This is a genomic window from Sphingobium sp. HWE2-09 (assembly GCF_035989265.1).
GTDB lineage: Bacteria > Pseudomonadota > Alphaproteobacteria > Sphingomonadales > Sphingomonadaceae > Sphingobium.
In genome coordinates this window covers 833,583-848,748 of record NZ_JAYKZX010000003.1, presented here as the reverse complement: position 1 = coordinate 848,748, position 15,166 = coordinate 833,583, and the positions used below count along the sequence as shown (strand labels likewise).

The 15,166-nt window shown below is 65.3% G+C and carries 15 protein-coding genes; 10 read left to right on the top strand and 5 right to left on the bottom strand.

All coding sequences use genetic code 11. From position 1 onward, the window contains the following. Window positions 1-110: 110 nt before the first annotated feature. The 3 genes from U5A89_RS09510 to U5A89_RS09500 all read right to left on the bottom strand — a co-directional run bounded on the left by U5A89_RS09510 (window position 111) and on the right by U5A89_RS09500 (window position 3,356). The gene (locus U5A89_RS09510; RefSeq protein WP_338160916.1) at window positions 111-1,355 is read right to left on the bottom strand and encodes an arsenic transporter; all 1,245 of its coding nucleotides are present in this window, start codon (window positions 1,353-1,355) and stop codon (window positions 111-113) included. Beyond that, window positions 1,352-2,605 carry an MFS transporter gene (locus U5A89_RS09505; RefSeq protein WP_338160915.1) on the bottom strand — a complete coding sequence of 418 codons (1,254 nt, stop codon included), beginning with the start codon at window positions 2,603-2,605 and terminating at the stop codon, window positions 1,352-1,354. The genes U5A89_RS09510 and U5A89_RS09505 overlap by 4 nt, the downstream gene beginning before the upstream one ends. Window positions 2,606-2,741: 136 nt before the next feature. Next, the gene (locus tag U5A89_RS09500) at window positions 2,742-3,356 is read right to left on the bottom strand and encodes a hypothetical protein (RefSeq protein ID WP_338160914.1); all 615 of its coding nucleotides are present in this window, start codon (window positions 3,354-3,356) and stop codon (window positions 2,742-2,744) included. 158 nt (window positions 3,357-3,514) lie between these two features. Between U5A89_RS09500 and U5A89_RS09495 the strand changes: the two genes are divergently transcribed. Next, entirely contained in the window at window positions 3,515-4,186 is a 672-nt protein-coding gene (locus U5A89_RS09495) for a response regulator transcription factor (RefSeq protein ID WP_338160913.1), read from the top strand. Here the strand turns inward: U5A89_RS09495 and U5A89_RS09490 are convergent. Further along, a complete protein-coding gene (locus U5A89_RS09490; RefSeq protein ID WP_338160912.1) occupies window positions 4,161-4,433 on the bottom strand; it encodes a hypothetical protein in 273 nt (90 codons plus the stop codon). The two genes, U5A89_RS09495 and U5A89_RS09490, sit on opposite strands and share 26 nt — an antisense overlap. A gap of 116 nt (window positions 4,434-4,549) precedes the next feature. Between U5A89_RS09490 and U5A89_RS09485 the strand changes: the two genes are divergently transcribed. Further along, window positions 4,550-5,506, top strand: coding sequence for a sensor histidine kinase (locus tag U5A89_RS09485; protein WP_338160911.1), 957 nt, complete (start codon window positions 4,550-4,552; stop codon window positions 5,504-5,506). A gap of 11 nt (window positions 5,507-5,517) precedes the next feature. On the opposite strand, the gene U5A89_RS09480 is transcribed toward U5A89_RS09485, so the two are convergent. Beyond that, a complete protein-coding gene (locus U5A89_RS09480; RefSeq protein WP_338160910.1) occupies window positions 5,518-6,450 on the bottom strand; it encodes a LysR family transcriptional regulator in 933 nt (310 codons plus the stop codon). 108 nt (window positions 6,451-6,558) lie between these two features. On the opposite strand from U5A89_RS09480, the gene U5A89_RS09475 reads away from it, so the two are divergent. The 8 genes from U5A89_RS09475 to U5A89_RS09440 all read left to right on the top strand — a co-directional run bounded on the left by U5A89_RS09475 (window position 6,559) and on the right by U5A89_RS09440 (window position 15,159). After that, window positions 6,559-8,850, top strand: a complete 2,292-nt coding sequence (locus tag U5A89_RS09475; protein ID WP_338160909.1) for a TonB-dependent receptor — start codon at window positions 6,559-6,561, stop codon at window positions 8,848-8,850. Window positions 8,851-8,855: 5 nt separating this feature from the next. After that, window positions 8,856-9,827 (top strand): MBL fold metallo-hydrolase, encoded by a 972-nt coding sequence (locus U5A89_RS09470; protein ID WP_338162997.1) that lies wholly within the window; start codon window positions 8,856-8,858, stop codon window positions 9,825-9,827. Window positions 9,828-9,871: 44 nt separating this feature from the next. After that, a complete protein-coding gene (locus tag U5A89_RS09465; RefSeq protein WP_338160908.1) occupies window positions 9,872-10,987 on the top strand; it encodes an FAD-dependent oxidoreductase in 1,116 nt (371 codons plus the stop codon). 11 nt (window positions 10,988-10,998) lie between these two features. Then, the gene (locus U5A89_RS09460; protein WP_338160907.1) at window positions 10,999-11,901 is read left to right on the top strand and encodes a VOC family protein; all 903 of its coding nucleotides are present in this window, start codon (window positions 10,999-11,001) and stop codon (window positions 11,899-11,901) included. 3 nt (window positions 11,902-11,904) lie between these two features. Beyond that, the gene (locus tag U5A89_RS09455; RefSeq protein WP_338160906.1) at window positions 11,905-13,062 is read left to right on the top strand and encodes an alpha/beta hydrolase family protein; all 1,158 of its coding nucleotides are present in this window, start codon (window positions 11,905-11,907) and stop codon (window positions 13,060-13,062) included. After that, window positions 13,059-13,544, top strand: coding sequence for a hypothetical protein (locus U5A89_RS09450; RefSeq protein ID WP_338160905.1), 486 nt, complete (start codon window positions 13,059-13,061; stop codon window positions 13,542-13,544). The genes U5A89_RS09455 and U5A89_RS09450 overlap by 4 nt, the downstream gene beginning before the upstream one ends. A gap of 11 nt (window positions 13,545-13,555) precedes the next feature. Next, on the top strand, window positions 13,556-14,125 hold the full coding sequence (locus U5A89_RS09445) for a cupin domain-containing protein (RefSeq protein WP_338160904.1): 570 nt from the start codon (window positions 13,556-13,558) through the stop codon (window positions 14,123-14,125). 65 nt (window positions 14,126-14,190) lie between these two features. Then, complete coding sequence (locus tag U5A89_RS09440) at window positions 14,191-15,159, top strand: fumarylacetoacetate hydrolase family protein (RefSeq protein WP_338160903.1); 969 nt, start codon at window positions 14,191-14,193, stop codon at window positions 15,157-15,159. Window positions 15,160-15,166: the final 7 nt, after the last annotated feature.

The following is a 15,166-nucleotide window of genomic DNA, read 5'->3' as shown; positions in this document are numbered from 1 at the left end:
ATCGTCCTCTGCACCTGTCCGGTGCCAGTGGTCACGATGGGAGTGCGGCTGTGGCAATGTCTATGCTGTTCGGATCGGACAGGATGCCGAACCGGTTCGGCAGCCCCGTATCAAACCGATCGCAGCAACAGCGCCGCCGCCAGCGCCAGCGGCATCGCCACCGCGCCCACCTTCGCAAATCGCCAGAAGCCGATATCCTCGCCCTCGCGATGGATGACCTGCAGCCACAGGATCGTCGCCAGCGATCCGGTGACCGACAGGTTCGGCCCCAGGTCCACGCCAATCAATAGCGCGTCGATAATGCCCTGCGGCGGCTGCGCCCGCGCGATGGCGGTGCTGGCGATCAGCCCGGCGGGCAGGTTGTTGATGAGGTTGGAGGCGAACGCCAGGATCGTGCCGGACGCCAGCGCGCCGGACGTCGGTTCCCGCGCCGCATCGTGCAGCGCCGACACGATCGGCGCAAAAGCGCCGGTCCGGTCGAGCGCCTCGACCAATACGAACAGCCCCGCCACCAGCGGCAACACGCCCCAGGCGACGCCGCCCCATAGCGGCCAGGGCGAGCGCCGACGCAACGCACTGACTCCGAACGCGGTCAGCGTTCCCGCGATCGCCGTGGGTAGCCCGAGCGGGATATCGAAGGCCGATACGATCAGCAGCAGCAATGCGGTGGCGAGGATGCCGCCCAGCGCCACCTTGCCCCCCGCGTCGAGCGCCACCCGCTCGCTCGCCATCGCGCAACCGCCGGTCAACCGCGCCCGCTCCATGAAGCGCAGCGCGACATAGGTCGCCACGATCGCGCCGATCGATGGCAGCGCGAAAGAGCAGAGCCATGCGCCCAACGGCGGCGTATGCCCGCCATAAAGAACGAGATTGGCGGGATTGGAAATGGGCAGGACGAAGCTCGCCGCATTGGCGACCATGGCGCAGGCCAGCAACATGGGCAGCGGATCGACCTTCGCCTTGCGCGCGACGGCGAACACGGCGGGCGTCAGCACCACGGCGGTCGCATCGTTGGAGAGGAAGATCGTCACCACCACCCCGGCCAGATAGACCAAGGTGAAGAGCCGGGTCGCGGACCCGCGCGCATGGGCGACCGACCAGGCGGCTACCCAATCGAACACGCCATGCAACCGCGCTGTCTCGCTCAACACCATCATGCCGATCAGGAAGAGATAGACGTCGAGGCCTTTCATCACGGCCGCGCCCGCCAGGACGACGGGGATCAGCCCCAGCGCGACCAGCAGCACCGCGCCCACCACCGCCCATATCCATTCCGGCAGCCGCATCGGGCGCACGATCACGCCTGCGGTGGACAGGGCGGCGATCCCCCAGATCGCGCCGTTGACCAGCGTCACCGGGATCTATCGCCATCGACAGGCGTCCCCGCGCAGGCGGGACGCAGCATTCCGGCAAAACCGATCCACAGCGCCAGGCTCGCCAACGCGAAACCGCCCAGCACGAAAAAGGCGATATGATAGCCCAGCAATTGCGCCAGCCATCCGCCGATCGCGGGCGACAGGCTCGCCCCCAGTCCCTGCACCGTCATTACCGCCCCCTGCCCCACATTGACGCGCCCCGTTCCATCGAGCAGGCAGGCGACCAGTCCCGGCACTGCCACGCTCTGCAATCCCGCCCCGATACCATCGAGCGCCTGCACCGGCCAGACGCCCCAATGTTCGATCACGCTGCCCGCGATGATGCCGCGCAGCGGGAGAGCGGCAAAAGATATCAGCAGCACAAGCCAATAGCCGCGCGCGGATACCATCTTCATCGCCAATATGCTCGCCAGGATCATCACCGCCTGCGCGACCATCACGGTGGTGGCGGTGAACATCGACGCGTCGCCCTTGCCCGCCCCGACGACGGCAAGGCCATAAAGCGGCAGCATCGCCCCATTGCCCAAATGAAAGAAGGCGAGCGAAAGGGCCAGCACCATCATCGGTTTGTTGCGCAGCAAGACCTTGAACGCTTCCGCCTGGCTGGCGTCATCTTCCCCGCCATCACTCCCTTCCAGCCCGCGCGCGGCGCGGTGATCGATCGCGCGTTCGGGCATGGAGAGAACCGCGATGATCGCCAGCACGCCGAAGACGGCGGCGAGGTAGAAGATGGCGGTCATGCCATAGGCCCAGCCCAGCCAGCCGGACAGACCGGCCCCCACCATATTGCCTGCGTGGTTCCACGCCTGATTGCGGCCATTCTGGTCGTTGAAGCCGCGTTGCCGCACCACGCCCAGCGTCATGCCCGCGACCGCCGGGCCGATCGCCGCGCCCGCGATCGCGGTCGCGACTTGGCTGACAGTCACCACCACGCCCGACTGCGACCACAGGATCAGGAAGGAGGCGAGGAGCGTGCAGATGCCGGTGATCACGACCACCCAGCGCTTCCGGGTGGTATGGTCGATGAACGCGCCGGCCGGGGCGGTCATCAGCATGCCCGCGACGCCGCCCGCCGTCATCACCGACCCTATCGGACCGGTCTGCCAGCCGCGCTGTTGCAGGAAGACGCCCAGAAACGGGCCGATCCCGGCCTGCATGTCGGCCATGAAGAAATTCAACGCCTGCAAGGATCGGGTCGCGCGCGTGCGATCCGTCGAGGAGACCGTCATAGTGCCGAGTGGAACCGATGCCATCGTCAGTCTCCGAGGATGATCGCGGGGGCACAACTCTGGCGGTAGAATAAATATCCGGCCGCCATGATGGAAATCGCCACGTCCCGCTGGGACGTGGCGGCTCTCTTCAGGTTCAGCGGCGCGGGGTAGCAGCCGGTGCGGGCGGCGGTGGGGGCGCACGACCGTCCACGGGGGCTGGTGGCGGCGTACCCTGCGTCATGGGCGGGGGCGGCGGATTGCCACCCTGCGGCGGCGGCGGCGGTACTGCGCCCGTCCCGCCCGGAGGGGGTGGGGGCGGCGGGGGTGCGCCTGCGCCCGGGGGTGGCGGCGGAGGCGGCGGCGGGCCATCGCCACGCGGACCGTCCGGACCGCCGGGTCCAGCCGGACCACCATGGGGCGGGCGTCCGTCCACAGCCTCGACCTGTCCCTGCGGATCGACAAGATAGGAGGCGCGCAATTGCCCGTCATCATAGCGACCCTGTACGGTCAGACCGCTGCCGGTGCGGACGGCGCTTCCCCCTTCGCGACCGGCATCGACCAGCGTGCGTCCGCTGCCGTCCTGCACCACGAAGCGGTTGCCATAGACTTCGGCGACCCGCCCCTTCACCGTCACGATACCGCTTGTCTGCGGCAGCCGGGCGATCGCCGTCGGCACGGTCGGCGCCATCTCTATCGCGGGCCGGGTCAGCGACACCGCCCCTGCCCCGCCCGCCGCGCCCAGCGCCAGCAGCGCAACCGCGCCCGTCATCACTCTTGTCCGGCGCGAAACCCGCACCATTGGACGTTTCCAGTCGACCATCTCATATCTCCTTGGTTGTCGATGGCCCCTTTCTAACGAGTCGTGCCCCACCCCCGCTGAACCTATCGGTTCAGCTTCGGTTTAAGCGGTGGAGGTAGAGCGACACGATGCGCATCCTGCTGGTGGAAGACGATCCCGATCTGGGCGAAGCGATTGCCCGCGCGCTGCGGTCGGAAAACTGCGCCGTGGATATGGTGCGCGACGGCATCGACGCGCAGCATCTAGGCGATACCGAAAATTACGACGCAGCCGTGCTCGACCTCGGCCTGCCGGGGCAGGACGGCGCCAGGGTGCTGGCGGCATGGCGGGAGGCTGGCCGCGACCTGCCCGTACTTGTCCTGACCGCGCGGGAAGCCTGGGCCGACAAGGTATCCGCGTTCAAGGCGGGCGCCGACGACTATCTGACCAAACCTTTTCGTGTCGAGGAATTGATGATGCGGCTGCGCGCGCTCGTGCGGCGGGCGGCGGGTCATGCGCAGTCGCGCATCGCCTGCGGCCCGCTATCGTTCGAAAGCCAGACCGGGCAGTTCGAACTGGACGGGATGCCGCTTCGCCTCACCGCGTTCGAATGGCGCGTGCTGTCGCACCTCATCCTGCGGCGGGAGGTGGTGGTGGAACGGCTCGATCTGCTGGAGCATGTCTATGAAGGCGATGCCGACGTCGATTCCAACAGCCTGGAGGTGATCATCGGCCGCCTGCGTCGCAAGATCGGCGCGGACCTGATCGAAACGGTGCGCGGGCGCGGCTATCGCGTCACGTGCGGGCAGCAAAGCGCATGAAAAACTGGTCGCTGCGCACCCGCATGATCGTGATGGCCGCCATCGCGACGCTGGCTGCGCTCACCATTGCAGGCTGGGCGATGCTGGGCATCCTGGAACGCTTCGTCACCCAGGGTCTGGACCAGCGGCTCGACGCGCAGCTCGCCGTGATGGCGAGCGCGGTGCGCGATGACGGGTCGATCGACCGGGCGCGCATCGAACAAAGGCTCGCCGTGCTGAGCGGTGGCCCGGGCTGGCGCTGGCGCATCACCGGGCCACGCGGGCACGCCGGATCGGCGGACTTTCCCGCATTGGCACCTACGCCGCTGCCGCCCCCCGCCGGGCGGACCTTTGGGCATGGACAAACCAGCTCTACCGTCCCCCATGCCGGTCGAGGGAGAAGGTCGCGAAGGCCCGGTCCACGCCCGCGCCGTCACCATCGACACATCCGCAGGGGCGGTGCTCCTGTCCGCCGCCGCGCCCCCGGGCGTCATCGCGCGCCCGATCCGCTCTGCGCTCGTGCCCTTGCTGACGGTGATGCTGACGCTGGCGGGCATTTTCGCCATCGCCGCTTTCGTGCAGTTGCGGCTCGGGCTGCGACCGATCCTGGCGCTGCGGGATCAGGTCGCGGGCATCCGTCGCGGCGCCCGACAGGCGGTGGATGAGGATCAGCCCGCCGAACTCAAGCCGCTGGCGGTTGAACTCAATGCGCTGGCGACCGACAGCGCGGCGGCGCTGGCTTCCGCCCGCGCGTCCGCCGCCAACCTTGCCCATGCGCTCAAGACGCCGGTGGCGACATTAGCGCTGACCGTCGGTGACGATCCGGTCGCATCGGCGCAGGTCCGGCGGATCGACGGCGTCATTCGCCATCATCTGGCCCGCGCCCGGACGGCGGCCGTGGGTCGGCGCGCCACCACGCTGGCCGCCCCGGTGATCGCCGATCTAGTGGCGACGATCGGCGCGCTCCATCGCCATGTCTCGATCAGCGCCGACATACCCGACGATCTGGCCGTGGCGGTGGATGTTCATGACCTGACGGAAATCATCGGCAATCTGCTCGACAATGCGGCGCGCCACGCCCGCACCACCGTCAGCGTGACGACCAGGCTGGACGAAGGCCATGCCATGATCGCCATCGATGATGACGGCCCCGGCATTCCCCCGGACCAGCGTGAATTGGCGATGACATCGGGCATTCGCCTGGATGAGAGCGCCACGGGCTATGGTTTTGGCCTGGCGATCGTGCGCGACCTCATCACCCTATATGGCGGCACGCTGCAATTGGCGACGAGCGACCTTGGCGGCGTACGAGCCATAGTGACGGTGCCGTGCGTGCGGTGATCCTGGCCGGATCAGCCCTCGGCCATGCCCCCATGCGTCGTCCGCTCCGCCACCGCATCCCGCAATTGATGACGCATCCATGTCAGGCCCGTGTCGCCCGAACGCGCATGATGATATTGCAGCATTTCGCGCATCACCGGCAGATCGATCGGTGGGTCCACGACGCGCAACGGCAATATCGACGCCATCACTTTCGCCAGCCGCTCGTGCATCAGCGCCAGCCTGGTCGTGCCCGGCAGCATCCACGCCGCCTGGCTGAACGCCGCGCAGATCACCTCGATCCGCCGACGGTCGCCCTGTTCGCGCAGATGATTTTCAATGAAGGTGCCATCGCGCGACACGCTGACCGCAACATGGCCGGCGCTATAATAAAGATCCTCTGTCAACGGTTGCTGCATGATCGGATTGCCGGACCACCCCACTACGACATGGCGTTCCTCGAACAATAATTCGCGCGGATGCGGCCCTTCCAGAAAACGCTCGGGCGCCACGATGAAGTCCAGTTCGCCATCTTCCAGCCGGGCGTGGATGTCGTTGCGCGGCAGCGTGATCTCGATCCGCACGTCGGGGGCCGATCGCTGCAATTTCGCCAGCATCGGGCCGATCAGCACCGTCGTGACATAGTCCGACGCCACGATCCGGAAGATACGCTGGCTGTGCGCCGGATCGAAGGTCAGGCCGCGCGCGATGATCCCGCGCAACTCCGCGACCACCGTGGAGATTTCCGGTGCCAGCGAAAGGGCTGCTGCGGTCGGGATCATCTTCTTGCCATGCTGCACCAGGATCTCGTCGGCAAAGGCCTCGCGCAATCGGCGCAAAGCCGCGCTCATCGCCGATTGCGTCAGGTTCAGCCGCTTGGCGGCACGGGTGACGTTGCGCTCTTCCACCAATATGTCGAACGCCACCAGAAGATTGAGGTCAAACCGGTCCAGCCTCACGATCATGAATCCTATTGATTAATTTCAACACATATCATCCATTTTACTGCTTTTTCAAAACATGTCACCCCTTTGGCCATCCCCGCGAAGATCGGGGCGTAATGGGGAGGATATATGAAGAGCATTTTTTGGTGCGCCACGATGCTGGTCGGCGGGATCATGCCGCAGGTCGCCATGGCGCAAAATACAGATACGCAGGCGTCGGACGGTGGACTGGAAGAAATCGTCGTGACCGCTCAAAGGCGCGAGGAAAGCCTGCAACGGGCAGCCATCGCCATCACCGCCGTGACTGGAGACGACCTGACCCGCTCCGGCATCACCGAAACGTCGAACCTTGGTAAACTCGTGCCCGCGCTCGTCGTGCAGCCTACCGGCGGCACGACCAGCTTCTTCCTGCGCGGCGTCGGCACCAATTCGCAGAACAGCTTCTCCGAAAACGCGATCGCCTTCAATTTCAACGGCGTCTATGTCGGCCGCCCGACCGCGCCTGCCGGTGTCTTCTACGATCTGGAACGGGTCGAAGTGGTCAAGGGGCCGCAGGGCACGCTCTACGGCCGCAACGCGACCGGCGGCGCGATCAACGTCCTGCCCAAGAAGCCTGTCCTCGGCAAATTCGGCGTCGAAGGTCTGGCCGAATATGGCAATTACGACAGCAAGAAGGGCTTCCTAGCCGTCAACGTCCCGTTCGGGGAGATCGCCGCGCTGCGCGTCGCGGGCCAGGTGGTCGATCGCGACGGCTATATTTCCGATGGTTATGACGATGACAAGGGCGAAGCGGTGCGCGCCTCCTTCCTGCTCAAGCCATCGGACATCTGGTCGATCAACATTGTAGGCGACTATTATCATCAGGGCGGCAAGGGCAGCGGCGCGGTCCTGCTACCCAGCAAGGCGTTCGCCGTACCCTCGCTCGACGATCGGGTCAGCATATCCGATCCGCGCGCGATCGCCGCGATTAACGGCTATGCCTCCACCCTATTCGCCCCACCCTTCTGCGCGGGCGGCTTCATCGCCAGCGGCTGCATCGAAAATGCGGGCAGCGACGGCTATCTCGACAATCATTTCTACGGGCTGAGCGCGCAGGTCGATGGCGACATGGGCTTTGCCACGCTGTCCGTCATCCCAGCCTGGCGCAAGTCGGAAGCGAATTTCCGCACCTATCTGCCCGGCTTCCGTGGCGAGATACAGGATAATGCCGAACAGATGTCGCTGGAAGCGCGGCTGACCTCAGCCGCCGACCAGCGGTTACGCTATGTCCTGGGCGGCTTCTTCTTCAACGAGCAGCAGGATACGCTCAACTATTTCCGCCAGGGCCGGATTTCCACCACCCGCTTCACCCCCCGCCTCAAGACGCAGAGCCTCGCGGCCTTCGGTCAGTTGACCTTCGACCTCAGGGACAATCTGCGTCTGATCGGTGGCGGGCGCTACACGCGGGAAGACAAGTCGCAGCTGACCGCGTCGGTCGCGGGCGGCCTGCCCGGCCCGGTCGATCCGCCGCTGGGCGCGCCGGTCACCGGCGACCTGACCTTCACCAAATTCACCTGGAAGGCGGGAGTCGAATTCGACGCCGGGCCCGCATCCCTGGTTTATGCCAATGTCGCCACCGGCTTCAAATCGGGCGGCTTCTACGTCGCCGCACCGCCCAACAACAGCTTCCGCCCGGAAAGCCTGACCGCCTATACGATCGGGACCAAGAACCGCTTCTTCGGTAACAAGCTGCAGCTCAATATCGAAGCCTTCTACTGGGACTATAAGGACCAGCAGGTCACGTTCGTAGGCGGGGTCCAGACCGGCAATGGCATCTTCGCGCAAGGGTCGCTCACCACCAACGCGGGCAAGTCGCGCATCTTCGGCTCAGAAGTCGAGGCCCGCTTCGCGCCCACCCGCGACGATCTGTTCAACCTCAACGTCCAGTATCTGAACGGCAAATATAAGAGCCTGCAAACCGCCAACTTCTCGCCCACCGGCGCGCCTGTCACTACCGGCTGCACGACCACCGGATCGCGGCTCGCCAATCCCGGCATCAACGGCGCACGCTTCTACGACATCGACTGTTCGGGCAAGCCCACCGTCAATTCGCCCAAATGGGCGATCAACATGGGCTATCAGCACAGCTTCCATGTCGGCGGCGACATGGTGCTGGTGGCGGGCGCACGCTCGAACATCGAATCCAGCCGCTACATGAACTCCAACTTCCGCGAAGAGGAGAAGCAGGGCAGCTTCATGATGTCCGACGCGTTCCTGACGCTGGAAGGACCGCAGGACAAATGGAGCGTCACCGCCTTCGTCAACAATATCGAGGATAAGGAAGTGCTGGCCCGCGCCGGCACGCGTCCGATCCTCGACTTCCCCGTCGGCACGCTGCGTCCGCCGCGCACCTATGGCGTGCGCCTGGGCTTCAACCTGTGAAGCGGATGTCCGCCCGGATCACCGGCACGGCGCTGTCCGGCATGATCGCCCTGCTGGCGACGGCAGCGGCGGCGGCCGGTCCGCCGCGCGCCGCCTTCGTCACTTTGGGGACGATGGGCGGTCCGGTGCCGGACGGACATCGCTCGCAACCGGCCAACGCCATCCTGCAGGATGGCAAGACCTATCTGGTCGACACCGGCGATGGCACGGTGGAACAGATGGCGCGGGCGGACCTGCCCCTGCCGTCCGTCCGCGCCATTTTCCTCAGCCACCTGCATGTCGATCATATTGGCGGGCTGGCGGCGATATTGGGGCTGCGCAACCAGACCGAAGCGCGCGACATACTGACCATTTATGGTCCGCCCGGCACGCGCGAACTGGTGGCTGGCATCGTCGCCAGCCTCCAGCCATCGGCCAAGGCGGGCTATGGCATCCCCGGCAAATCCTGGACGCCGCCTGAAAATACCGTGTCGGTGATCGAATTGCGGGACGGCGAGAGCATCCGCGTTGACGACATGACGGTGAAGGTCGCGCAGAACACGCACTACGACTTCGCGCCCGGCAGCGTGGAGGATCGCAACTATAAATCCTACGCCCTGCAATTCGACCTGCCGGGCCGATCCATCGCCTATACCGGCGACACCGGACCCAGCGCGGCGGTCGAAAAGCTGGCGTCGGGCGCGGACCTGCTGGTCAGCGAAATGATCGACATAGACGCCACGCTGGATCGCGTTGCGCGCACCAGCCCTGACATGCCCGCCGCCGTCAAGGCGACGATGCTGCAGCATCTGACCACCCATCACCTGACACCGCAAGAGGTCGGCGCGCTGGCCGCTCGCGCCAGGGTGAAGGCGGTGGCCGTCACCCATATCGCCGGTGGAACGGACGATGCCGCACGGACCCGCACCTACATCGCCGCCATCCGCAACAATTTCACCGGACCGGCCGCGATCGCCAACGATCTCGACCGCTTCTGACCCCGCTTCCTCTCGCTCCTTTCTCACGAGGCACTAGACCGACCATGGACAAGTTCAACATCCTCATCATCGGCGGAGGCATAGGTGGCCTCACCTCCGCCATCGCGCTGCGCCGAAAGGGGTTCGACGTCACCGTCATCGAGCGTAATCCCGACTGGTCGGTCTATGGCGTGGGTATCATCCAGCAGTCCAACGTGCTGCGCGCCATGGATCATCTGGACCTGCTGGACGAATATATCGCGGCCGGCGCAGGCTTCGACACGGTCGAAATATTCGCACCCGACGGTACGAAGGTCGCGCGCGTCCCCTCCCCCCGTCTGGTCGATGGCTATCCCGCCAATCTGGGCGTCGGTCGCCCCGCCCTGCACAAAGTATTGGGCGATCGCACGATCGCATCGGGCGCCAAAGTGCGGCTGGGCGTCACCGCGACTAATATCGACGATCAGGGCGACCAAGTGACGGTGCAGTTTTCGGACGGCGCGCAGGGCAGCTTCGACTTGGTCATCGGCGCGGACGGCGTCTATTCGCAGACCCGCGCGCTGCTGTTCCCCGATGCGCCCTCGCCCCACTATACGGGGCAAGCGGTCTGGCGCTACAACCTGCCCCTGACCGAAGGCATGGACTCGCTTCAGGCCTATAATGGTCCCACCGGCGTCGGCCTGGTCCCGATCTCGAAAAGCCTGATGTATATGTTCGTCACCACCGCCGAACCGGGCAATCCCCGCTACCCGCGCGAAGGACTGGCCGCTGCGATGCGCGCCAAGATCGCCCATTGTTCGCCCGCGATCCAGGCGCTGGGCGAGCATATCACCGACGATGACGGCGTCGTCTATCGCCCGCTCGAAGCCTTCATGCTGGACGGCCCCTGGCACAAGGGCCGCGTCGTCCTGCTGGGCGATGCCGTCCACGCCACCACCCCCCATCTGGGTCAGGGCGCGGGCATGGCGATCGAGGACAGCATCGTGCTGGCGGAGGAACTGACCAGCCATGACGATCTGGACAGCGCGCTGACCGCCTATCACGAACGCCGTCACGACCGGTGCCGCTACATCGTGGAAAAATCGCTCGAAATCTGCATGGGCCAGCTTGGTAAGGGCGCGCCCGTCGACAATCACAAAGCCACCGCGGACATGTTCGCGATGGTCTCCCAGCCGATCTGAAGGAAACCGCTATGAGCCGCGTTACAGAAATTCGTTATGTGGGTTACGCCCTGCCCGATCTGGAAGCCGAGCGCGCCTTCTACGCCGATCAGTGGAAACTGGTCGAGGCGGGAGAAAAGGACGGCATGGTCTATTTCGCCGCCGACGGCGGGCATGAGCATCATGTCGTGCGCCTGCGTCAGGCCGAGGAACAGCGCATCGACGTGATCGCGCTGGCCGCCGACAGCCGCGCCGATGTCGACGCCCTGCATGACAAGGTCGTCGCCTCGGGCTGCCGCATCATCTTCACGCCCAAGGATCTGGACTCGCTGGGCGGCGGCTATGGCTTCCGCTTCTTCTCGCCCGACGGCCTGACCTTCGAAGTGTCGAGCGACGTTGCCCGCCGCACCGCCCGTGAACTCGCCCGTTGGGAAGGCGTACCGCAGAAGATCAGCCACATCGTCCTCCACTCGCCCGATCATAAGGCGATGGTGGAATGGTTCTGCGACGTTCTGGGCTTCAAGGTATCGGACTGGCTGGGCGACTTCATGTGCTTCCTGCGCTGCAACGCCGCGCATCATCGCATCGCCTTCCTGCCTGGACCGCCCTGCCTCAACCATGTCGCCTATGACATGCTGACCGTCGATGACATGATGGTCGGCGTCAATCGGCTGCGGCTGAAGGGCACCGACATTCGCTGGGGTCCGGGCCGCCACACCGCGGGCAACAACACGTTCAGCTATTTCACCACGCCTGCGGGCTTTGCGGTCGAATATAGTTCGGAACTGGAGGATGTGGACTTCGAAACGCACGAAGCCAAAGTCCATGCCCCCGGCCCCGGCATCATGGACCAATGGGGCATCGGCGTCGGTGGTCCCCAGACCATGCCGCATGCCGCGCCCGACAAGGGTCTGTTCCAGGCAGTGGAGGTCTGATCGATGGCTTTGTTCGAATATTTCCCCAACTATATCTGGAATCTGTCGGTCGCGATCGCGATGGAGAGCGGCGGGCGCATCGGCGAAATCGTCGACATGTGCCAGCCGATCAAGGACGCGGCGGCATCCGGCGCGGATGCGGGCACGCCCATGTTCATGGCGCAATGGGTCGCGATGGCCGACAAGCTGATCGATCTTGCGGCAGAAGATGAGGCGCAGGGCCGTGCTTTCTCCGCCTCCGACAAGCTGGAGCGCGCATCGCTCTATCTGTTCAACGCCGAACGGATGCAGGGTCATGGCCATCCCGGTCGTCAGGCCACCTATGCCAAGGCGCGCGACACGTTCGACCGTTCGACCGCGCTGGGCCAGATCAACCGTCGCCGCGTTGACATCCCGCTCAGCACCGGCACCATGCCCGCCCTCTTCACGAGCGCGCCTGGGGAAGGCCCGCATCCGGTCGTGGTCTATTGCAACGGCCTCGATAGCTGCAAGGAACTGCTCTACTGGTCGCGCCTGCCTGAAGCGCTCGCGCGGCGTGGTATTTCCACGCTCTGCGTCGATCAGCCCGGATCGGGCGAAGCGCTGCGCCTCCAGAACTTGCCCGTCGATCCGCATAGCGAAAACTGGGCGAGCAAGGCGGTCGACTGGCTGGAACAGCAGGACGATGTCGATCCCAAGCGGATCGGCATGACCGGCATTTCGCTGGGCGGCCATTTCGCCCCGCGCGCCGTCGCTTACGAACCCCGTTTCGCGTCCGGCGCGGTCTGGGGCGCGAACCATAATTGGGCCGAGGTCCAGCAGAAGCGCATGAAACGCGAAGGCGAAAACCCCGTCCCCCATTATTGGGCGCATGTCATGTGGGCCTTCGGCGCGAGCGACATGGACGACTTCCTGGCGAAGGCGGAGGGCATGAACCTCAACGGCCATATGGACGGGATCAAGGTGCCCTTCCTGGTCACCCATGGCGCGAAGGACCGACAGATCAGCGTCGATTACGCGCATGACTGCTACGACCAGCTGGTCAACAGCCCGCGGCGCGCGCTCAAGCTGTTCACCGAACGCGAAGGCGGGGTCGAGCATGTCGGCGCGGACAATATGTCCTACGGTCGCGACTATATCGCCGACTGGTTCGCCGATACGCTGGGCGGCAAGACCGCGTGAGGACTGCGGAAGAACAGAGCGGCCGCATCGACGCCTATATCGCGCGGGAGACGATCGTCAGCGCGGTGATCAATGGGGTGATCGGCGCGCTGTTCTTCCTTGCCGTCTTCGGTACGGCGGGGCGCGTTGCGGTGGGGGAATGGGGTTATGCCATCGATTTCCTGCCGCAAAGCGCCGCTGTCGCGCTTATGGCCTGTATCGTACCGGGCATGATCGCACGGCGCGCGCAACTGGCCGGGCGGCTGGGCAGTGCGGCCAGTCATCCCGTGACGATCCAGTGGCTGTTGCGGGCCGCCTTCATGTCGGTCCTGTCTGCCCTGACGCTGGGGGCGGGCATCGCGTTTCTCTGGCTGTCCGGCAATGTCGCCACGCTGGACTGGCCAATCGCCCTTGGCGTCAAGATCATCTACGGCGCCGCGCTTGGCGCATGGGTCACATGGCGCGTGCTGCGACGCATGGTCGGCGGCGCGTACCTAATCTAGGAAATAAGCTCATGGAATTTGCATCCGTTCGCCGCATCGTCACCGGGCACGACGCTTCAGGCCGCGCCATCATCCAGGAGGACGGCCCGGTCCAGCGCGTCCAGCGCATCGGCGGCGACATCGGGCCGATGTTTCACGAAGTCTGGAACACGCAGGCCACCCCCGCCCCGCTCGACGCCGCCTCCGGCGAACCGGCCGAAACCGGCATCATCCTTGCCCCGCCCAAAAATGGCACCCGCATCCGTGTGCTCGACATCCCGCCCGAAGGCGACGGCATCCGCACCATGTCGCCCGAGGAAGCCCGCGCCCATTTCGCCGAAGTCGGCGCGCATGACGCGTCCGCCCATGATGGCGAAGGGTCGCGCCACGCGCTGATGCACCGCACCGAAACGATCGACTATGGCATCGTGGTGGAGGGCGAACTGGTGCTGATCATGGACGAAGGCGAAACCACCGTCCGTGCAGGCGATATCGTCATCCAGCGCGGCACCAACCATGGCTGGTCGAACCGCTCCGACCGCAACTGCCGGATCGTCTTCATCCTGATCGACGGCGCGTTCGACGACAATCTCAAGCGCTGAGCCTTGGTCCGGCGCGCGGGCAACCCGCGCGCCGACAACAGACAATATCGGAAGGAAACGGACCTATGCGTTTCGCAACGCGCGCCAACGGCACGGCCGACGGGGAATTGATACTAATATCGCGCGATGGCACGCGCTGTGCGGCGCTGGGTACGCGCTGGCCCAACCTGTTGCACGCGATCGCCGATTGGGACGCGCTGCTGGATGATGCGGTTTCCCTGTCCACCACGCTGGAGGCAGGCGGCGGCGAGCCAGTCGATCATGCTGCGCTTCTCGCCCCCCTGCCGCGCACCTGGCAATGGCTCGACGGATCGGCTTTCGCCAACCACGGCGCCCTGATGGAAAAGGCGTTCAATCACCCGCCCATCGAAACCGACCTCCCCCTGATGTATCAGGGCATGAGCCACCGTTTCCTTGCCCCGCGCGAAGATGTCGCCTTCCCCACCGAAACGGACTTCATCGATTTCGAAGGCGAGTTCGGCATCGTCACCGACGACGTGCCGATGGGCTGTTCGGCGGACGAGGCCATGGCGCATATCCGCCTCATCATCCTCCTCAACGACTGGTCGCTGCGTGCCGTCGCGCCCAAGGAAATGAAAACGGGCTTTGGCTGGATTCAGGCCAAGCCGGCATGCAGCGCCGCGCCGATCGCGATCACGCCGGACGAACTGGGCGACGATTGGCGCGACGGGCGGGTCTGCCTACCGCTGCGCGTGGAGGTCAACGGCGCGTGGTTCGGCCATCCTTCGGGCGAGCATATGGGCTATGGCTTCCATGAACTGATCGCGCATGCCGCGCGCACCCGGCATCTGTGCGCGGGAACCATCATCGGTTCCGGCACCGTGTCCGACGCGGACTATCAGACGGTGGGATCGACCTGCATGTCCGAACGGCGCGCGATCGAAATGATCGAACATGGTAAGCCCGTCACGCCCTTTCTGAGCTTTGGCGATCATGTGCGCATGACCGCCGTAACCGAAGGGAGCAGCCCGTTCGGCGAACTCAGTCAGACGGTCATAGCGTTCAATCCCTGATCCCTCG